The sequence below is a fragment of the Actinomadura mexicana genome (assembly GCF_900188105.1).
GTDB lineage: Bacteria > Actinomycetota > Actinomycetes > Streptosporangiales > Streptosporangiaceae > Spirillospora > Spirillospora mexicana.
In genome coordinates this window covers 132,500-149,565 of sequence record NZ_FZNP01000016.1, presented here as the reverse complement: position 1 = coordinate 149,565, position 17,066 = coordinate 132,500, and the positions used below count along the sequence as shown (strand labels likewise).

Genomic DNA, 17,066 nt, shown 5'->3' with positions numbered 1-17,066 from the left:
GCCCCGGAACCGTCCCCGATCCGGTAAAACCTCAGCCGCGGCGCAGCCACCGCCACCAGCGCGCGGGGGGCGCGTCCGGAGTGGTCAGGGGATGCTCCTCCACCTCGTAGCGGCGCACGTAGGCGCCGACGAACGCCTGGAGGCTGGCGCCGAGCGGGATCGCCAGCAGCACCCCGATGGGCCCGGCGACGGCGGCGCCGGCCAGGATGAGCCCGAACGCGACCGCCGGGTGCATGTCCAGGGTCCGGGCGGTGATGCGCGGTTGCAGCAGGTAGTTCTCCAGTTGCTGGTAGGCGATGATGAACAGCAGGATCCACAGCGCCGTGCTCGGTGACCTGGTCAGGGCGATGAGCACCGGCACGGCGCCGGCCAGGTAGGTGCCGACGGCGGGGATGAACTGCGAGACCACGCCCACCCACAGCGCCAGGGCCGCCGCGTACGGGACGCCGAGCCCGGCCATGGCGGCGTAGTGGGCGATGCCGGAGATGAGGGCGAGCAGTCCCCGGGAGTAGATGTAGCCGCCGGTCTTGTCGACGGCGATCTCCCAGGCGCGCAGGACCTCGCGCTGGCGGTGCGGCGGAAGCAGGGAGCACACCGTCCGGCGGAACCGGGGGCCCTCGGCGGACAGGTAGAAGGTGAACAGCAGGACGCCGAGGGTGTTGAACAGGACGCCGACGGCGGTGGTGCCGAACCCCCACACGTTCGCGGCGAGGCCCGACAGGTGCCGCGACAGCGCGCCGGTGACCGTGGGGAGCCGCTGGAAGACGGTCTGCTGCGACAGGTGCGTCCCGAACGTGGCGTTCACCCATCCGACGAACCGGCGGACGTAGCCGGGGAACCCGCCGATGAGGTTGGTGGCCTGGGCGGCCAGCAGCGACCCGATGCCGCCGAGGAACCCGGCGATGAGCAGCCCCACGACCACGAACATCGCCGCGGTCGCCAGGCCGCGGCGCCATCCGCGCGCGGCGAGCCAGTTCACCGCCGGCTCGATCGCGAAGGCCAGGAACAGCGAGATCACCAGCAGCAGCAGCAGTTCGCGCAGCCGCTCCAGCAGCCACAGGCCCGCCAGGAACGCCAGCACGCTCCCGCCGGCCAGCGCGAACGCCTTGGGCAGCCACGGCGGCATCTGGTGCGACCGTTGGGGGGCGTGCGCGGCGGCCTGCTCGGGGGCGGGGTCGCCGGACGTGTCGCCGGGCGGCTGGCCGGGCGTCTGCGGCATTCCTGCACGTTAACGGCGTCCGAGCGGGCATACCGGACGCCCCGCACCGAGGCAGGGGCAAGCTTTGCCGGGATTTCAGGCCCCGCCGCGGTCGTCCCCCGCCGGGGTCAGGGCCGGTGTCGCCGTCATCCCTCGATGGCCGCGGTCAGTTCGCCTCACCGTAGGACCCGGCTCCGACAGGCCGCCGTGAGCAGATCCCGAGCCGATGCCGTGTCGTGTTCGCCGGCGGCCCGCGGTGGGTTCAGGTGAGCCTTTCGAGGAGTCGCCGCGCGAGCCGCGGTTCCTGCCCGCCCGGGACCGCGCCGTGCTGGGCCGGGATGGTGCTGGCGCGGGTTAGGGGGCGAAGGCGCGGAGGGTGACGTCCACGAGCGCGTCGGCGTACTCGGGGGTGAGCGGGCCCGAGCGGTGCAGCCAGCGCTGGTAGAGCGGGGCGTACAGCACCTCCAGCACCAGGTCGAGGTCGGCGTCCGCGCGCAGCTGGCCCGCCCGCTGGGCGTCGCGCAGCCGTTCCTTCTTGGCCTGGTCGAGCGGGCCGGCCAGCTTCTCGCGGTACAGGGCGGCCAGGTCCGGGTCATCGATGATCTGCGTGTTGAGCGCCCGGAGGGGCGCCTCGAACGCCGGGTCGGCGAACTCGGCGACCGTCGCCCGCATGACGGTCCTGAGGTCGGCCTCGACGTCGCCGGTGTCGGGCAGCCGGACGCCCTTCTCCCCCTCACTGAGCGCCAGGAACGAGTCGAAGACCACCGCGCCCTTGGACGGCCACCAGCGGTAGATGGTCTGCTTCCCGACCCCCGCCCGCGCGGCGATCGCCTCGATCGTGACCTTGGCGTACCCGAGTTCGGAGACCAGCTCGCGCGCGGCGGAGAGGACGGCCTGCCGGGATCGCTCGCTGCGCCGTGCGGGGTTCGGTTTCCTGGTGCTGGACACGGTCGGGATCATACCGCTAACGAGACGAGACGCTCCGTCTTGACGAAAGAGCGCCGCATACCCATACTCATGACATACGAGACGAACCGTCTCGTCTCTGCAGAGTGAGGGAAGTGTGCATGACGACCGCCCGCGTATGGTTCATCACCGGCGCGTCCAGGGGCCTGGGCAGGGCCTTCACCGAGGCCGCGCTCGCCGCCGGGGACCGCGTCGTGGCGGCCGCGCGCGACCTGACCCCGCTCGACGACCTGGCCGCCGGCCACCCCGGCCGCCTCGCACGGCTGACGCTGGACGTCCGCGACCGCGCCGCCGTGCGGGCGGTGGCAGACCGGGCGGCGGCGACGTTCGGGCGGCTGGACGTCGTGGTCAACAACGCCGGAGCCATGCTGCTCGGCATGGTGGAGGAGGCGACCGAGGAACAGATCCGCGCCCAGTTCGACGTCAACTTCTTCGGCGCGGTCTGGGTGACCCAGGCCGTGGTGCCGCACCTGCGCGAGCAGGGCTCCGGCCACATACTGCAGGTCACCACGATGGGGACCGGCGGCGGGGTCGCGTCCGCCGGGTTCTACGCGGCGAGCAAGAGCGCGCTCGACTCGGTGGGCCAGGCGCTGGCGATGGAGGTGGCACCGTTCGGGATCAAGGTGACGATCGTGCAGCCCGGCGGATACGGCACGGACCTGTTCACGCGCGGCACCACGGCGACCCGGCCGCTCCCGGATTACGAGCCGCTGCGCGTCCGGCTGGCCGAGATGTGGGGCGAGGACGCCGGCCCCGATCCGAGCACCGCGGCCCCCGTGGTCATGGAGCTCGCAGACCTGGACGAGCCGCCGCTGCGGCTGATCGTCGGCGCCGCCTCCTACGACATGGTCCAGCAGATGGACCGGGCACGCGCCGAGGAGTACCGGGCCTGGGAGCACCTCAGCCGCAAGGCCCCCGGCTGACCCGAACCTGTCCGCACCGACGAGAAGGAGGTGGCGTCCTGCGCGCCCCCGCCCAACTTGCACTCGACCAGATCACCAAGCGCTACGGCACCCGCGTCGTCCTGGACCGGGTCTCGCTCACCGTCAAGCCCGGCGAGCGGCTCGGAGTGATCGGCGACAACGGGTCCGGCAAGTCGACACTGCTCAAGCTCATGGCGGGCGCCGAGCGTCCGGACAACGGCGAACGCACGGCCGTCGCGCCCGGCGGAGTCGGGTACCTGCCGCAGTCGCTCGCGCTGCCGCCGGAGGCCACCGTCGCCGACGCCGTCGACCTGGCCCTGGCCGACCTGCGCGACCTCGAAGCCCGGATGCGGGACGCCGAGCGCTCGCTCGGCGCGGCGGGCGCGCAGGGGCGGGACGGCCTGGACGCCTACGCGGAGGCGGTGGCGCGGTTCGAGGCGCGGGGCGGCTACGAAGCCGACCTGCGCGTGGAGGTCGCGCTGCACGGGCTCGGGCTGCCCGGCCTCGACCGGAGCCGCCCGCTGGGCACGCTCTCCGGCGGAGAGCGCTCCAGGCTCGTCCTGGCCGCCACGGTCGCGTCCGCCCCCGAGCTGCTGCTGCTCGACGAGCCCACCAACGACCTGGACGATCAGGCCACGGCCTGGCTCGAACAGCGCCTGCGCACCCACCGGGGCACCGTCGTGGCGATCACGCACGACCGGATGTTCCTGGAGCGGGTGACCACCGCCGTCGTCGAGGTGGACGGCGGGCGGGTGCGCCGCTACGGCGACGGGTATGCCGGTTACATCGCCGCCAAGGCCGCAGAACGCGCCGCGCAGGCGCGTGCCCACGAGGAATGGAGGACGGAGCTGGACCGGCATGCCGCGCTGGTGGCCGCCAACGCGGGCCGGCTCGCCACGATCCCGCGCAGGACGGTCAAGGCCGGCATGGGTACCGGCGCCTGGCGGGCGCGCTCGCGCACCCACGGGGCCGCCGGGCGCATCCGCCAGTCACGGCAACGGCTCCGGTGGCTCAACGACCACCCCGCCGCGCCGCCCCCGGAGCCGCTGCGCTTCACCGCCGTCCCCGCCACCGCGGGCGCCGCCGGGGACGAGGTGGCCGCGCTCGACGGCGTGGTGGTGCCGGGGCGGCTCCGCCTGGAGTCCCTGACCGTCCACGCCGGTGAGCGGCTGCTGGTCACCGGTCCGAACGGGGCGGGCAAGACCACTTTGATGCGGGTCCTCGCCGGAGAACTGAGCCCGGACGCGGGCGGGGTCAGGCGGACCGGCCGGGTCGGATTCTTCCGGCAGGACGGACCGACAGGCGCAGGCCACCGCACCGTGCTGCAGGCCTACGCGCACGGACGTCCCGGAAGCCCCGACGAGCACGCGGACGCCCTGCTTGCCCTGGGGCTGTTCCGGCCGTCCGATTTGGAGCTGCGCCTCGGGGAGCTGTCCCGTGGGCAGCGCCGCCGGGTCGAGCTGGCGCGGCTGGTGAGCGAGCCCCGGGACCTGCTGCTGCTCGACGAGCCGACCAACCACCTGTCGCCCATGCTCACGGAGCAGTTGGAGGAGGCGCTGGCCTCCTACCAGGGCGCGCTGGTGGTGGTCACGCACGACCGGCGCCTGCGCGCCGCGTTCACCGGCGCCCGCCTCGAACTGGCCGAGGGACGCCCGGCATCGCCGGTCAGGCCAGGCCGTGCCGGACGATCGTGAGCAGGCGGCGGACCTGGCCGGGGTCGGTGCAGGAGGCGGCGATGGCGTGGGCCAGTGTCAGCACCTCGGTCACGGTGAGGTCCCCGCGGACGTCGCCCGCCTGCTGCGCTCGGGCGAGGAGCTTCTCCGCGGTGGAGGTGAGCGCGGCGTGCCAGCGCGCGAACAGCTCGGTGCGCCGTGCGTCGTCGCCGCCCGCTCCGGCGAAGGCCGGGGCGCGCCCGGTCGCGACCTGGACGGCGAAGGCCTCCAGCCAGGCGTGGAGCGCCTCGCCGGCGTCCGCCTCGGCCAGGAGGGCGGCGCCCCGGCCGCACAGGGCCGCGACCTCGTCGGCGTAGACGGCGGCGAGCAGGTCGTCGCGGGTCGGGTAGTGCCGGTAGAGGGTCGCGTTTCCGACGCCCGCGCGCTTGGCGATCTCGTCCAGGGGGGCGCCGGGGCCCCGCCGGTCGAACAGCTCCCTGGCGGCCGCGACGAGCAGGCGCGCGTTGCGCTCGGCGTCGGCGCGGCGCGCCCGGCCGGGGGCGGCGGTCATCGCGGCTCCCTGGTTGTCGAACGGGGACGTTCCCGGTTAGCCTAGCGGGGCACTAAACGGGGATATCCCCGTTTAGTGCTTACGGCCGGACCCCGAGGAGGAGCGATGGCCTTCACCACTGACGACCGCACCGAGATCACCGAGCTGATCTGCATGCACGGCCACCTGTGCGACGGCGGGGACCTGGACCGGCTGGAGGAGCTGTTCACCCCCGACGTCGTCTACGACGTCTCCGACTTCGGGCAGGAGCCCCTGCTCGGCGTGGCGGCCTGCGCCGCCGCCGCGCGTGCGCTGGGCGGGCTCAACCCCGTCGGGCATCACGTCACCAACATCGTCCTCACCGAGACCGCCGGCGACCGGGTGCACGCGCGTTCCAAGGGGCTCGGCGTCAACGCCGACGGCACCGTCGGCAGCGTGACCTACGAGGACACCGTGGTCCGCACCTCGCGCGGCTGGCGGATCAGCCACCGGACGGTCCGCGCGCACCGCACTCCCCTGGGCGGACGCCTGTGACCCGCCGGCGGGCCCGGGAGTAGAGACCTGCCCACAGAGGCTGCACGAAGTAGCCCAGGCGCAACGCCGCGCCCGCTGTCTCGGGTTCCTCGACTACCTGCGGACCTCGGTCGCCGCGAAGGTCGAGGGCGCGCCCTAGCCGCAGGTGCGAGCGGCCGCGGTGCCGCCGGGCACGAACCTGCTCGGCCTGCTCAACCACCTGACCTTCGTCGAACGCGCGAACGAGGTCCTCGAAGGGTGCGCCGGCCTCGGCGCACCCGTTCCCCGACCGCGGCCGGGACGCCCCGCCCCCAGCATTCGCTGGGCACTGGCGCACATGATCGAGGAGACCGGCCGCTGATCTCGCCGTCCCCCGGCCCGGCGCGCGGGAGACCGACCGATGACCGTCGTGGACGGATGAACGCGTCGGGCTGGGCGTTGAGGCGCCCGCCGTACGGCGGGCGCCGGAACCGGTGGGCGCGGCGACCCGGAAGCGCGCGGAGTCGGTCGCACGGCGCACTCGGGTGATCTTGAGACCTCAGACACGGGTCGACGCGCGTCCGAGATCGCCCCCGAGTCCCCGCAGCAGGGTGTCCACGATGGAGGTGGTGAGGGCGTCGACGTCGGCGTCCGCGGTTCCCCCTTGGGTCACCTCGTGTATGAGCGCGTAGTAGCAGCGTCGCGCCCACGCGACGTCGACGTCGGACCGCAGGAGTCCGGTGGCCTGCGCGCGCCGGAAGAGCCGGTCGCACTGCTCCAGCACGTCGGCGTGCATCCGGGCGATCTCCGGATCCGCGGAACCGGCGGCCCTGGTCATGGCGAAGCCCCAGCCGATCTTGACGCGGAGCACGTCCGCGGTGACCCGGTAGAGCACGACCAGCGGTGGGGCGGTGTCGGACACGGCGCCCTCGACGGCCGCGGCGAACTGCTCGGTCGCCCATCGGGTCAGGGCGTCGACGAGCGCTTCGCGCGTGGCGAAGCGCCGGTGGACGGTGGTGCGGGCGACGTCGGCGGCCTCGGCGATCTGTTCCATGGTGGCCGTGGGATCGCTTGAGAGCACGCGTTCAGCGGCCTCCAGGATCGTGCGCACCGTCCGTTCCGCGTCGGCGCGGAGCGGCCTACCTCCGACGCGCAAGCGCGCCTGCTGCGATGTCACCCGCACACACTACATCCTGGTAGCCATATCGCGATAACTTGCAACATCAGTGTCGCAAGTTATAGCTTCAGTGCGTCGTCATCGATGCACAGAGGAGGCATGGAATGGATCTGCAGCTGAGTGGGCGAACCGCCGTGGTGACCGGGGCCAGCCGAGGGATCGGGCTGGCCACCGTCGCGGCGTTGACGGGCGAGGGCATGCGCGTGGTCGCGGCCGCGCGGACGGTGACGCCGGAGATCGAGGAGCTGGGGGCGATCGCGATCCCGGTGGATCTGGGGACGGCCGACGGGCCGGCGCGGCTGGTCGAGGCGGCGCTGGCGGAGCTGGGTGAGCTGGACGTGCTCGTCAACAATGTGGGCGGGGGTGACGGCGGAGCGACGGGCGGATTCCTGTCCTTCGACGATGAGCAGTGGGAGGAGATCTACGGGCTGAACCTCTTCGCGGCGGTCCGCACGACCCGTGCCGCGTTGCCCGGTCTGCTGCGGCGCGGCGGTGCCGTCGTCAACGTCTCCTCGAACGGCGCGCGGATCCCGCACGCCGGCCCGGTCCCGTACACGACGGCGAAGGCGGCCCTCACGGCGTTCGGGAAGGCGCTCGCGGAGGAGTTCGGCCCCCGGGGCGTCCGGGTCAACACGGTGTCGCCCGGGCCGGTGCGCACGGCGATGTGGGAGTCGCCCGACGGCTACGGCGCCCGGCTCGCGGCCTCGCTCGGACTGGCGCGTGAGCAGCTGGTGGCCGGGCTGCCCGCGACGATGGGCATGATCACGGGGCGCCTCGTGGAGCCGGCCGAGGTCGCCGCGCTGGTCGCCTACCTCGCCTCACCGCTCGCGGCGAGCACCACCGGAGCCGACCACATCATCGACGGCGGGGCGATCAAGACGGCCTGACGGGAGGCGCGCGGGCCGGCAAGGTGCGCCCGTGCGTCCACCTCGCCGAGCCCGGGGTCACCCGGATCGTCACCGTCCCGGTCGGGCGCGGCGGCGTCTTCCCAGACCGCGCGGACGGCGCCGGGGCCGGGGATGAGCCCGAGCTCGGTGTCCGCGGCGAACTGGCGGGCAGCCTCCGGGTGCCACGGCCATGCGGTCACGCGAAGCTCCTGACGCGTGACCTACCCCGCGGAACTCGAATACGGGAATGTATTCGGATACCGTGTTGTATCTTGATGGGCATGGCACGGGAGACGCGCGCTGAACGACGGCGGCGCACGCGCGAGGAACTGGTGGCGTCGGCGGTGCGGCTGTTCGCCGAGCGCGGGGTCGCCTCGACCTCGGTCGAGGCGATCGCGGAGACGGCCGGGTACAGCCGTGGCGCCTACCACAGCAACTTCGAGACCAGGGAGGAGATCCTCGACGCCGTCGTCGCTCGCGTGGTCGGGAGCCTGGGACCGGAACTGGTCGCCGTGCTGCGCGGCCAGGGCAGTGTCCTGGACAGGCTCGCGGCCTATGTCCGCGGCTTCCTTCTGTACTGTGCGCGGCGGCCCGTGGAGACGCGCGCCCTGGTCGCGGTCGTCGCCCACCGCACCGCAGCGGCGGCCGCCGTATATGACGAGCTCGTAGCGGCGTCGCTTGCCGACGTCATCGCGCTGCTGGAGGAGGGACAGCGCAACGGCGAACTGCGCGTTTTCGACCCCGTCATGATGGCCTCGATGCTCCGCCGCACCCTCGATGCCGAAGGACTGCGGGTCGCACACGGCGCTCCCGTGGACTCCGTCGGCGACGAACTGGTCGCCACGTTCAGCCGAGCGACACGCTCGGCCCCCTGATCGAGAGGCTGAAGTCATGCCCGCGCGGACCTTCCGCCAGATGGTGCTTCGTGAACGCCCCGCCGGCGGCATCACCCCCGGCACGTTCGCCGAGCAGCGCAGCCCCATGCCCGCACTCGACGACGGTGACGCCCTCGTCGAGGTCGTCTGGCTCGGCATCGACGCCACTCAGCGCACGTGGCTCAACGCTGGCGCCACCTATACGGCACCGGTCGGGATCGGCGAAGTGATGCGCGGCAGCGGTGTCGGGCGTGTGGTGGCCTCCCGGAACCCGGCGCTGCCGGAGGGGCAGTGGGTCTACGGCGACCTGGGTTGGCGGGAGTACGTCGTGGCGCGCGAGGGCGGTCTGTTCGGGGTCAACCCGGTGCCGGAGGGGATAGATCCGCGTCACATGCTGACCGTCTTCGGCGTGAGCGGGCTGACGGCGTTCGTCGGGATGTCTGGTGTCCTGAACGTCACCGAGGCGGACACGGTGCTGGTCACCGGCGCGGCGGGCAGCGTCGGTTCCCTGGCCGGGCAGATCGCACGGCTTCTGGGCGCTCGGGTGATCGGCACCGCCGGTTCGGCCGAGAAGGTCGCTTGGGTGAAGGATGTCGCGAAGTTCGACGCCTGTGTGGACTACCGCGCCGACAGCGTTCCGGACGCGTTGCGCGAGTTCGCGCCCGCCGGCCTCACCGCCGTTTTCGACAATGTGGGCGGTGTGCTGCTGGAGAACGCGCTCGACCGGCTCGCCGTCCATGCGCGCATCGCACTGTGCGGGTCGATCTCGTCCGGCTACACGGCCGCGGGATACGGCGCGGGTCCCGCCAACTACATGCAACTCGCGTTCCGCCGAGCCCGCATGGAGGGGTTCCTGTTCTTCGACCACCAGCCCCTCTTTCCCCGAGCGCTCTCTCACCTCTCCGGGTGGGTATCGGCCGGCGACCTGCGCTGGGCCGAGGACGTCGTCGATGGCCTTCCCAATGCCCCCGCCGCGCTGCAGCGCCTCTTCGACGGCGCCAACCTCGGCAAGCAGTTGGTCAGAATGACCTCGGCCGAAACGAAGGCGGACTGAATGACGGAGGTCAAGCAGATACTCCAACAGCAGCTGTCCACCGCTTGGGCACTGCTCGACCACCACGTCCAGCAGTGGCGCGACGACGACCTGTTCTGGGAACCGGCACCGTCGCACTGGACCATGCACCAGGTCGAGGACGGTTGGGCGCCCGACTTCGCCGACGTCGAGCCCACTCCCGTCCCAGCCCCCACGATCGCCTGGCTGACCTGGCACATCGGCTGGTGGTGGTCCACGGCACTCGCTCATCTGGAGCAGACCGACATCCCGGCGCGCGAAGCCATCAGCTGGCCGGGCACCTGCACCTCGATCACCGCATGGCTGGGGGACATCCACCAGGCGTGGCGAACGGCGCTGTCGGCCACCGACCGCCTTGACGACCGGTCGGCGTTCCCCTGGCCCGAAGAGGCGGGCCGCACCGTCGCCGACATGTGCGCATGGGTGAACATCGAGCTCACGAAGAACGTCGCCGAGATCGGTCAGCTCCTGATCCTTCGACACGCACAACTCTGACCACGAGTACACCCAGGCTCTCCGCAGCACAGCGGGCGACCGCGCCGCCGCGGGCGCGAGAGGGGAGACGGCGGCTTCGGCGGTCCCGCGTTCGAGCAGGCGGCCGTCGTCGGCCGTCCCGCCGGATCGAACTGATCACGTCCACGGTCGACGGGGCGGCAGGACAGGCCGGGACATCATCGCGGACGACTGCGCGGCATGTGTCGCCGGATGTGGCGGGCCCGCCGCAGTCACGAGGCACCTGGTGGCCCGGGTCGCGTTCGGGAACGGAGGGCCGCGAAGAGGCGGGCGACGTGCTCGGCGAGGGTGGCCTGGTCGGCCGCCTCGATGAGCAATGCGCCGTAGCGGGCGGAGGGCCAGGGCACCAGGGCCCACCAGCGGCCGGTCGCCCTGCCGTACCAGGTGATGACGCGGGGGCGAGGCGGTGCCGGCAGGACGCTGCCCCGGCGGTCGTAGGTCATGCCCGTCCACTCGCGAGACCCGGCCGCAGTGTTCATGGCGCGGCCGTCCGCAGGACGTGGACGATGCGGTCGGCCACGCCGACGATGTCGTCGGCCGGTCCGGCCTCCTGGCCCCACGTCCACCAGAAGGCGCACCCGTCGCAGGTGATGGCGTCGGCGAGGCGGGGCGCGTCGGGGTTGGCGACCGTGAGTGTTCCGGCGCGCAGCACCGTCCTCCATCCGCGCGCATCGAGTTCGTCGGCAAGGCACCGAAGTGCGTTCGTCGTCTCCATGAACACGGACCGTAAAATGGCGAGCACGCTATGCGTTCACTGGCGTGAACTCGCAGCGAGCAGCCCGGTCCCGGCCCGCGGGTCAGTGGGGCAAACCCATGCGGGCGGCCATGCCGCGCAGTTCACGGCCGCCGGCGTCGGTGCGGGCCTGGCTGAGCAGGACGGCGACCGCTTCTCGTACCGGCGTGTTGTTGCGGATCCACTGGGGTGCGGTGTTCTCGGCTCGGCGAAGCCAGCGGATCGCCTGGTCCTTGGTCTTGCGGTCGCGGGCCAGGCCGCGTCCGACGTCGGCGAGGAAGGCGGCGTGCCGGCCCTTCCTGCCGGTGAGCTTGGTCTCGTCGACGACGCGGGCGAGGTCGAGGACGGCGCCGCCGCGCCGGCCGCATTCGACGTTGACCGCGACGTTCCATACGCCGACGTTGCTGGTCGAGAAGCTCATCCAGTTCTCGTCGGGGGCGTCGGGCATGGTCCGGGCGAGGCGGGCGGCTTCGGCTGTCCAGTCGGTGGCGCGTCCGGCGTCGTGGGTGACGGCCGCCGCGAGGGCGGCGGACAGGGTGAGCATGCCGAGTACCTGGGCGCCGAGTTCACTGCGGGCGTGCGGTTCCAGGCGGTTCGCGGAGCGTTCGGTGGCGCGCAAGGTCCGGTCCCATGAGCCCGCGCGCGGCATGGTGTGGATGCGCAGGAAGTCGGACTGGCCGCGGCGGACGGGGTCGTCCAGGATGGTCGCCGCCTGCTCGGCGCGGACGGCCGCCAGATGGGCCAGGTCGGGGTAGCCGAGGTCCTTGGCGGTGAAGGCGGCCGCGACGCAGGCGTCGACGAGGGTCTCCAGCGCGGTGCGGTGGGCCGCTTCGTCGGCGGGGTCGGCGGCGTGCAGGTGCAACTCGTCCAGCAGGTCGGGCAGCACGTGTCCGACGCGCACGTAGTCGCAGGCCTGGTGGTGGGGTTCGACACGGGCCATCTCGGCGACCAGTTCCAGCAGTGGGCGGGCGCGTTCGACGGCGGGGTCGCTCAGGTCGTTGGTCTGGAGGGCGAGCCTGATCGGGGGGATGACGGCGTGCGGGTCGGCCTGCCCGTGGTCGGGGCCGAGGTGGGGGCCGCCGACGAGGTCGGTCTCGGAGACTCGGAGGGCGTCGGCGAGGGCGGCGATGTGGGAGCGGCGGTCGAGGCTGCGCTGCCCGCGTTCGGCCATGGACAGGAAGGATTTGGATAAGCCCGCCTGTCCGGCGAGTTGGTCGAGGGTCATGCCGCGCCAGCGGCGCAGGGCGCGCAGTCGGGCGCCGATGGTGGTCTCCTGGTGCATCGCCGCACCTCCTCGTGAGGCATCCCGCCCTCCAGGCTACGGCCCTGCGCGGGCGTGCGGTGGTGGATCAGGGACGGGTGTCGGCGAGGAGGCGTTTGCGCTCGGGGGTGTAGTGCCACCAGGGGCGGGCGGGCTTTCCTTCGGCCTGGTCGACGGCTGACATGACGGTGTCGAGCAGGCAGGGGTCGAGGCGGCGGCCGTGGGCGGCCGACATCCGCTCGTACAGCTCGACGGGGTCCTGCCCCTCGAGGTCGGCGACGGCGGTGACGCCGATGCGGTCGAAGTAGGCGGCGACGGCCGGTCCCACGTTGGCCAGTTCGGAGAGTTCGCTGCTCATGGGGCCAGCGTAAGCACGGTGGTGCGGCGCGGTCTTGTCGGAATCGGTCAGGGGACGGCGATGTCGAGGGCCTTGAGGCGGGCGGGGTCGGCGACCATCTCGTAGCCGGTGACGCGGCCGCCGTGGACGGTGACGGCGAGGGCGAGCAGGAGGCGGCCGTGCGGGGCGACGACGGCGCCGACCGCGCCGTCGATGACGGCGGGTGCGGCGTATCGGGCGCGGCGGCCGAACAGCTGCATCTCGCGGGCGACGGAGTCGGCGCCGCGCAGGACGGCGGGGCGGCCGGGGGTGAGTGCGGCGCGGTCGGCGCGGCGGACGACGTCGGGGGCCAGCACGCCGAGGAGGGCGTGCAGGTCGCCGCTGCGGGCGGCGGCGAGGAACGCCTCGACGACGCGGCGCTGTTCGGCGAGTTCGGGTTGCGGCGGGGTGCCGGCGCCGCGGACGCGGCGGCGGGCGCGGCTGGCGAGTTTCTTGGCGGCGGCCGGGGTGCGCTCGACGATGGGGGCGATCTGGTCGAACGGGACGGCGAACACGTCGTGCAGGACGAAGGCGACGCGTTCGGCGGGTCCGAGGGCGTCCAGGACGACGAGCATGGCGCGGCCGACCGACTCGATGAGGACGGCCTCGGTCTCGGGGTCGCCGTCATCGGTCTGGACGGGCGAGTGCCATCCGTAGGGTTCCTCGCGCCGGGAGGTGCGGGCGCGGAGCATGTCGAGGCAGATGCGGGCCACGACGGTGCGCAGCCACGCCTCCAGGTCGTCGATTCCGTCGGGGCCGGTGCGGTCGAGCCGCAGCCACGCCTCCTGGACGGCGTCGTCGGTCGCGCCGGGGTCGCCGAGCATCCGGTAGGCGACCGCGCGCAGGTTGGGGCGGTGCGCCTCGAAGCGTTCGGCGAGTCGGTCGTGCATCGGTCACCTTTCCGTGCCGCGTTGCGTCTGCTTCGTGGCATCCGAGAGACGACGACGGCGGGAAGACAGATGATCCGACATGACGAGGATAGCGAGCCGGGCGGGCAGCCGCTGCTGCGGCCGGTGGCGCTCGGGGACCTGGCGTTGCCCAACCGGGTGGTGATGGCCCCGTTGACGCGGTCGCGCGCGTCCGGTCCCGGTCTGGAGCCGACGGGCCTGCACGCCGCCTACTACGGGCAGCGCGCCACGGCCGGGCTGATCGTCGCCGAGGGGGCGTGGGTCGGTGAGCGGGCGATCGGGTTCCCCGGCGTCCCCGGCGTCTACGACGAGCGGCAGGTGCGGGGCTGGCGCCGTGTCACCGATCTCGTCCACGCGCTGGGCGGGCGCATCGTGCTGCAGTTGTGGCACACCGGCGCCCACTCCCATCCCGACCACCGGGGCGGGGCGCGGCCCGCGGGGCCGTCGGCCGTCGATCCGGGCGAGGTGTGCTGGACGGCGGAGGGCCCCAAGGCGACGGTCACGCCCCGGGAGATGACGCGCGCGCAGATCGAGGAGACGGTCGCCGACTACGGCGCGGCGTCCGCGCGGGCGCGCCGGGCGGGGTTCGACGGGGTGGAGGTCGCCGCGAACGGCACGTTCCTGATCGCGCAGTTCCTGAACCCGCGCATGAACCGCCGCACCGACGCCTACGGCACCGACCGCAGCCGCCTGCTGCTGGAGGTCGTGGACGCGGTGACGGCGGCGTGGGACGGGCGCCGCGCCGGGGTCCGGCTGTCGCCGCACTGGACGGTGCACGACACCTCGCCGGAGGCGCGCCGCGCCGGCTACCCCTACACCGCCGACGAGGCGACGCTCGCCGCCTACGACGCTCTGGTGGCGGAGCTCGTTCGGGCGGCCGTTCGTCGCCAATCCCGATCTGGTCGCCCGGTTCGCGCTGGGCCATGCCGTGGCGCGCGGCGATGGGAGCACCTACTACGGCGGCGGCGCGCGCGGGTATGTCGACTATCCGGTCTGGGCGGGGTCCTAGGCGCCGCTTTCGGGGGGCGTGACGAACTCGGGCTGGTCCAGGACGCGCAGCCAGCTGCCGTCGGGCTGGCGGCGGACGACCTGCGCGCGCGCCCCGGCCCCGTCCTTGGGCGGGGTGGAGGTGAGGGCGAGGTCGCCGCTGATCAGGGTGGGCAGCGGCTCCTCGGGGGTGAAGCGGGGGCGCGCGGCCAGGACCTTCTCCCACAGTTCGGCGATGGCCTGGCGTCCCACGGTCTGGGAGCCGGGCGGGTAGGCCAGCACCGCGTTCTCCTCGTAGAGGGCCGCGACTCCGGCCGCGTCGCCGGCGTTGGAGCGTTCGACGAACAGGCGGGTGATGTCCTCCGGCCGCATGGCCTTCTCGTACTGCGTCATGGTTTCCCCCCAGGTCGTTGGTGCTGTCACCTCCCATCGTGGTCGCCCTTGCGTGAGAAGTCCAAGAGATGATTCTTCTGCCTTCCAGAAGCGTTCCTTATCGAAGCGGCGGCTCAGGGCGTGCAGGCGGCGGCAGGAGTTTGATGGGATAGGGCGGGGGTGGGCGATGACCTTGCGGCGCCGGAAGCGGGGCGGTACCGGGAGGGCGGCGTCCGGAACGGCTGAGCCCGGCGGGGGCGACCGGTTGGCGCGGCGGCTGGGCACCGGGGACGCGGTGCTGATCGGGCTCGGGTCGATGGTCGGGGCGGGGGTGTTCGCCGTGTTCGGGCCCGCGGCGCGGGTGGCGGGCACGGGCCTGCTGGTGGGGCTGCTGGTCGCCGCGGTGGTCGCTTACTGCAACGCGGTCGCCTCGGCGCAGCTTGCGGCGGTGTATCCGACGTCCGGCGGCACCTACGTGTACGGCCGCGAGCGCCTGGGCCCGTGGTGGGGGTTCGCGGCGGGCTGGGGTTTCGTGGTGGGCAAGACCGCCTCGTGCGCCGCGATGGCGCTCACCTTCGCCTCCTACGCGGTGCCCGGTCCCGGGTGGGCCCGCCGCGCGTTCGCGGCGGCGGCCGTGGTGGCGCTGGCGTCGCTGAACTACCGGGGAGTGACCAGGACGGCGCTGCTCACGCGGGTGCTGGTGGTCGCGAGCCTGGCGGCGCTGGCCGTCGTGGTGGCGGGGATCGCGGCGGGCGGGCAGGCGGGCGCGGCGCGTCTGGGCGGGTGGACGGCGGTGGGCGCGGGCGGCGCCTACGGCGTTCTGCAGGCGGCGGGGCTGCTGTTCTTCGCCTTCGCCGGCTATGCCCGCATCGCGACGATGGGCGAGGAGGTGCGGGACCCGGCCCGCACGATCCCCCGGGCGGTCCCGGTCGCGCTGTTCATCGCGGTGGCGGTGTACCTGGTGGTGGGGGCGGCGGCGCTGCTGGCGGCGGGGCCGGACGTTCTGGCGGCCGCGGCGGCGCCGCTGGCGGCCGCGGTCGAGGCGGCGGGGGCCGGGGCGCTGGCGCCGGTGGTGCGGGCGGGCGCGGCGCTGGCGTCGCTGGGCGCGCTGCTGGCGCTGATCGCGGGGATCGGCCGCACGGCGCTGGCCATGGCGCGGCACCGCGACCTGCCGGGGTGGCTGGCGGCCGTTCATCCCCGGCACCGGGTGCCGCACCGTGCCGAGGTCGCCGTGGCGGTCGCGGTGTGCGCCCTGGTGGCGGCGGCGGACCTGCGCGGGGTGATCGGGTTCTCCTCGTTCGGCGTCCTGGTGTACTACGCGGTCGCCAATGTGTGCGCGTTCACCCAGCCGGCGGCCGACCGCCGCTGGCCGCGGGCGCTCAACGTGCTCGGCGCCGCCGGGTGCGTGGTCCTGGTGGCGGCGTTGCCGCGGACGTCGGTGCTGGCGGGGGCGGCGATGTTCGCCGCGGGGCTGGGCGGCCGGTGGCTGGTGCTGCGGCGGCGGGGCCCAGGCGCGCCCGGCGGCGTGCACAATGCCCGGTATGAGTGAGATCTTTGCGCATCGGCTGCGGGTCCGGTACAGCGAGTGCGACCAGCAGGGCGTGGTGTTCAACGGCCACTACCTGTTCTTCTACGACGTGGCGTTGACGGAGATGTGGCGGGCGCTGTTCGGCGACTACGCGCAGATGGTGGAGCAGGGCTACGACCTGGTGGTGGCCGAGGCGCGGATCCGGTTCCGGGAGGGCGCGCGGTTCGACGAGCTGCTGGAGGTGTCGATGCCGGTGGCGCATCTGGGGACGACGAGCATGGTCGTGCGCCCGGTGTTCCGGGTGGAGGGGCGGCTCATCGCCGACGGGGAGGTGCGGCACGTGTTCATCGACCCGGCGTCCAAGGCCAAGAAGGAGATGCCGCCGCAGGTGAGGTCGGTGCTGGAGCCTTACCTGGACGGAGTGGCGGGACAGGCGGCCGGCGCTCCGTCAGGTTCACAATCGCCTTAACGATGTTTCGAATATCGCGCGTTTTCCCGGATTTGGAATCGGGGTTCAGCCTGACGTGCCCGGCACAGTTCCCGCGGTACTGATTCAACCGGGCACCGCGCCCCGGGGGCAACCCCTTTTTCATCTT

Annotated in this window: 20 protein-coding genes and 1 pseudogene; 11 read left to right on the top strand and 10 right to left on the bottom strand. The window is 73.2% G+C overall.

Annotation, left to right across the window (positions count from 1 at the left end; translation table 11 throughout):
- Positions 1–31: 31 nt before the first annotated feature.
- Positions 32–1,219, bottom strand: coding sequence for an AI-2E family transporter (locus CHC11_RS32575; RefSeq protein ID WP_245920054.1), 1,188 nt, complete (start codon positions 1,217–1,219; stop codon positions 32–34).
- A 333-nt stretch (positions 1,220–1,552) separates the two neighbouring features.
- Positions 1,553–2,158 (bottom strand): TetR/AcrR family transcriptional regulator, encoded by a 606-nt coding sequence (locus tag CHC11_RS32570; RefSeq protein ID WP_089315701.1) that lies wholly within the window; start codon positions 2,156–2,158, stop codon positions 1,553–1,555.
- Between the two features lie 107 nt (positions 2,159–2,265).
- Here CHC11_RS32570 and CHC11_RS32565 point away from each other — a divergent pair, with 107 nt between their 5' ends.
- Both CHC11_RS32565 and CHC11_RS32560 read left to right on the top strand, forming a co-directional pair.
- Complete coding sequence (locus CHC11_RS32565; RefSeq protein ID WP_089315700.1) at positions 2,266–3,087, top strand: SDR family NAD(P)-dependent oxidoreductase; 822 nt, start codon at positions 2,266–2,268, stop codon at positions 3,085–3,087.
- 38 nt (positions 3,088–3,125) lie between these two features.
- A complete protein-coding gene (locus tag CHC11_RS32560) occupies positions 3,126–4,781 on the top strand; it encodes a TlrC/CarA/OleB/SrmB family ABC-F type ribosomal protection protein (protein ID WP_089315732.1) in 1,656 nt (551 codons plus the stop codon).
- On the opposite strand, the gene CHC11_RS32555 is transcribed toward CHC11_RS32560, so the two are convergent.
- On the bottom strand, positions 4,753–5,310 hold the full coding sequence (locus tag CHC11_RS32555) for a TetR/AcrR family transcriptional regulator (RefSeq protein WP_089315699.1): 558 nt from the start codon (positions 5,308–5,310) through the stop codon (positions 4,753–4,755). The two genes, CHC11_RS32560 and CHC11_RS32555, sit on opposite strands and share 29 nt — an antisense overlap.
- A gap of 105 nt (positions 5,311–5,415) precedes the next feature.
- On the opposite strand from CHC11_RS32555, the gene CHC11_RS32550 reads away from it, so the two are divergent.
- Positions 5,416–5,823, top strand: coding sequence for a nuclear transport factor 2 family protein (locus tag CHC11_RS32550; protein ID WP_089315698.1), 408 nt, complete (start codon positions 5,416–5,418; stop codon positions 5,821–5,823).
- A 145-nt stretch (positions 5,824–5,968) separates the two neighbouring features.
- On the top strand, positions 5,969–6,163 hold the full coding sequence (locus tag CHC11_RS32545; RefSeq protein ID WP_245920050.1) for a DUF664 domain-containing protein: 195 nt from the start codon (positions 5,969–5,971) through the stop codon (positions 6,161–6,163).
- Positions 6,164–6,340: 177 nt separating this feature from the next.
- Here CHC11_RS32545 and CHC11_RS32540 read toward each other — a convergent pair whose 3' ends face one another.
- Entirely contained in the window at positions 6,341–6,958 is a 618-nt protein-coding gene (locus CHC11_RS32540; RefSeq protein ID WP_245920047.1) for a TetR/AcrR family transcriptional regulator, read from the bottom strand.
- A gap of 104 nt (positions 6,959–7,062) precedes the next feature.
- Here CHC11_RS32540 and CHC11_RS32535 point away from each other — a divergent pair, with 104 nt between their 5' ends.
- The 4 genes from CHC11_RS32535 (at position 7,063) to CHC11_RS32515 (ending at position 10,287) form a co-directional block, all read left to right on the top strand.
- Positions 7,063–7,845: an SDR family oxidoreductase gene (locus CHC11_RS32535; RefSeq protein ID WP_089315696.1), complete on the top strand. Its 783-nt coding sequence runs from the start codon at positions 7,063–7,065 to the stop codon at positions 7,843–7,845.
- Between the two features lie 281 nt (positions 7,846–8,126).
- Positions 8,127–8,720, top strand: a complete 594-nt coding sequence (locus CHC11_RS32525; RefSeq protein ID WP_179279115.1) for a TetR/AcrR family transcriptional regulator — start codon at positions 8,127–8,129, stop codon at positions 8,718–8,720.
- Between the two features lie 16 nt (positions 8,721–8,736).
- Positions 8,737–9,774: an NADP-dependent oxidoreductase gene (locus tag CHC11_RS32520; RefSeq protein WP_089315693.1), complete on the top strand. Its 1,038-nt coding sequence runs from the start codon at positions 8,737–8,739 to the stop codon at positions 9,772–9,774.
- A complete protein-coding gene (locus CHC11_RS32515) occupies positions 9,775–10,287 on the top strand; it encodes a DinB family protein (protein WP_089315692.1) in 513 nt (170 codons plus the stop codon).
- A gap of 230 nt (positions 10,288–10,517) precedes the next feature.
- Here CHC11_RS32515 and CHC11_RS32510 read toward each other — a convergent pair whose 3' ends face one another.
- From CHC11_RS32510 to CHC11_RS32495, 5 genes are all read right to left on the bottom strand, one after another.
- Positions 10,518–10,748: a hypothetical protein gene (locus CHC11_RS32510; RefSeq protein ID WP_089315691.1), complete on the bottom strand. Its 231-nt coding sequence runs from the start codon at positions 10,746–10,748 to the stop codon at positions 10,518–10,520.
- Between the two features lie 32 nt (positions 10,749–10,780).
- Complete coding sequence (locus CHC11_RS40760; RefSeq protein WP_143227408.1) at positions 10,781–11,020, bottom strand: hypothetical protein; 240 nt, start codon at positions 11,018–11,020, stop codon at positions 10,781–10,783.
- A gap of 82 nt (positions 11,021–11,102) precedes the next feature.
- Positions 11,103–12,320: a helix-turn-helix domain-containing protein gene (locus CHC11_RS32505; RefSeq protein ID WP_089315690.1), complete on the bottom strand. Its 1,218-nt coding sequence runs from the start codon at positions 12,318–12,320 to the stop codon at positions 11,103–11,105.
- A gap of 67 nt (positions 12,321–12,387) precedes the next feature.
- A complete protein-coding gene (locus tag CHC11_RS32500) occupies positions 12,388–12,657 on the bottom strand; it encodes a helix-hairpin-helix domain-containing protein (protein WP_089315689.1) in 270 nt (89 codons plus the stop codon).
- Positions 12,658–12,704: 47 nt separating this feature from the next.
- Positions 12,705–13,565, bottom strand: a complete 861-nt coding sequence (locus CHC11_RS32495; RefSeq protein WP_089315688.1) for a sigma-70 family RNA polymerase sigma factor — start codon at positions 13,563–13,565, stop codon at positions 12,705–12,707.
- Positions 13,566–13,634: 69 nt separating this feature from the next.
- On the opposite strand from CHC11_RS32495, the pseudogene CHC11_RS32490 reads away from it, so the two are divergent.
- Positions 13,635–14,429: pseudogene (locus CHC11_RS32490) on the top strand (oxidoreductase); the annotation flags it as partial.
- A gap of 159 nt (positions 14,430–14,588) precedes the next feature.
- On the opposite strand, the gene CHC11_RS32485 reads toward CHC11_RS32490, so the two are convergent.
- Entirely contained in the window at positions 14,589–14,942 is a 354-nt protein-coding gene (locus tag CHC11_RS32485) for a YybH family protein (protein ID WP_245920071.1), read from the bottom strand.
- Between the two features lie 187 nt (positions 14,943–15,129).
- Between CHC11_RS32485 and CHC11_RS32480 the strand changes: the two genes are divergently transcribed.
- Both CHC11_RS32480 and CHC11_RS32475 read left to right on the top strand, forming a co-directional pair.
- A complete protein-coding gene (locus CHC11_RS32480) occupies positions 15,130–16,491 on the top strand; it encodes an APC family permease (protein WP_089315686.1) in 1,362 nt (453 codons plus the stop codon).
- Positions 16,484–16,939: an acyl-CoA thioesterase gene (locus tag CHC11_RS32475; protein WP_179279114.1), complete on the top strand. Its 456-nt coding sequence runs from the start codon at positions 16,484–16,486 to the stop codon at positions 16,937–16,939. Before CHC11_RS32480 ends, CHC11_RS32475 begins: the two co-directional genes overlap by 8 nt.
- The last annotated feature ends 127 nt before the right edge of the window (positions 16,940–17,066 follow it).

Bases quoted from the DNA above. Each gene is read 5' to 3' on its own strand.
- CHC11_RS32575 (WP_245920054.1), bottom strand. From the start codon at position 1,219: ATGCCGCAGACGCCCGGCCAGCCGCCCGGCGACACGTCCGGCGACCCC.
- CHC11_RS32570 (WP_089315701.1), bottom strand. From the start codon at position 2,158: ATGATCCCGACCGTGTCCAGCACCAGGAAACCGAACCCCGCACGGCGC.
- CHC11_RS32565 (WP_089315700.1), top strand. From the start codon at position 2,266: ATGACGACCGCCCGCGTATGGTTCATCACCGGCGCGTCCAGGGGCCTG.
- CHC11_RS32555 (WP_089315699.1), bottom strand. From the start codon at position 5,310: ATGACCGCCGCCCCCGGCCGGGCGCGCCGCGCCGACGCCGAGCGCAAC.
- CHC11_RS32550 (WP_089315698.1), top strand. From the start codon at position 5,416: ATGGCCTTCACCACTGACGACCGCACCGAGATCACCGAGCTGATCTGC.
- CHC11_RS32535 (WP_089315696.1), top strand. From the start codon at position 7,063: ATGGATCTGCAGCTGAGTGGGCGAACCGCCGTGGTGACCGGGGCCAGC.
- CHC11_RS32525 (WP_179279115.1), top strand. From the start codon at position 8,127: ATGGCACGGGAGACGCGCGCTGAACGACGGCGGCGCACGCGCGAGGAA.
- CHC11_RS32520 (WP_089315693.1), top strand. From the start codon at position 8,737: ATGCCCGCGCGGACCTTCCGCCAGATGGTGCTTCGTGAACGCCCCGCC.
- CHC11_RS32515 (WP_089315692.1), top strand. From the start codon at position 9,775: ATGACGGAGGTCAAGCAGATACTCCAACAGCAGCTGTCCACCGCTTGG.
- CHC11_RS32510 (WP_089315691.1), bottom strand. From the start codon at position 10,748: ATGACCTACGACCGCCGGGGCAGCGTCCTGCCGGCACCGCCTCGCCCC.
- CHC11_RS40760 (WP_143227408.1), bottom strand. From the start codon at position 11,020: ATGGAGACGACGAACGCACTTCGGTGCCTTGCCGACGAACTCGATGCG.
- CHC11_RS32505 (WP_089315690.1), bottom strand. From the start codon at position 12,320: ATGCACCAGGAGACCACCATCGGCGCCCGACTGCGCGCCCTGCGCCGC.
- CHC11_RS32500 (WP_089315689.1), bottom strand. From the start codon at position 12,657: ATGAGCAGCGAACTCTCCGAACTGGCCAACGTGGGACCGGCCGTCGCC.
- CHC11_RS32495 (WP_089315688.1), bottom strand. From the start codon at position 13,565: ATGCACGACCGACTCGCCGAACGCTTCGAGGCGCACCGCCCCAACCTG.
- CHC11_RS32485 (WP_245920071.1), bottom strand. From the start codon at position 14,942: ATGCGGCCGGAGGACATCACCCGCCTGTTCGTCGAACGCTCCAACGCC.
- CHC11_RS32480 (WP_089315686.1), top strand. From the start codon at position 15,130: ATGACCTTGCGGCGCCGGAAGCGGGGCGGTACCGGGAGGGCGGCGTCC.
- CHC11_RS32475 (WP_179279114.1), top strand. From the start codon at position 16,484: ATGAGTGAGATCTTTGCGCATCGGCTGCGGGTCCGGTACAGCGAGTGC.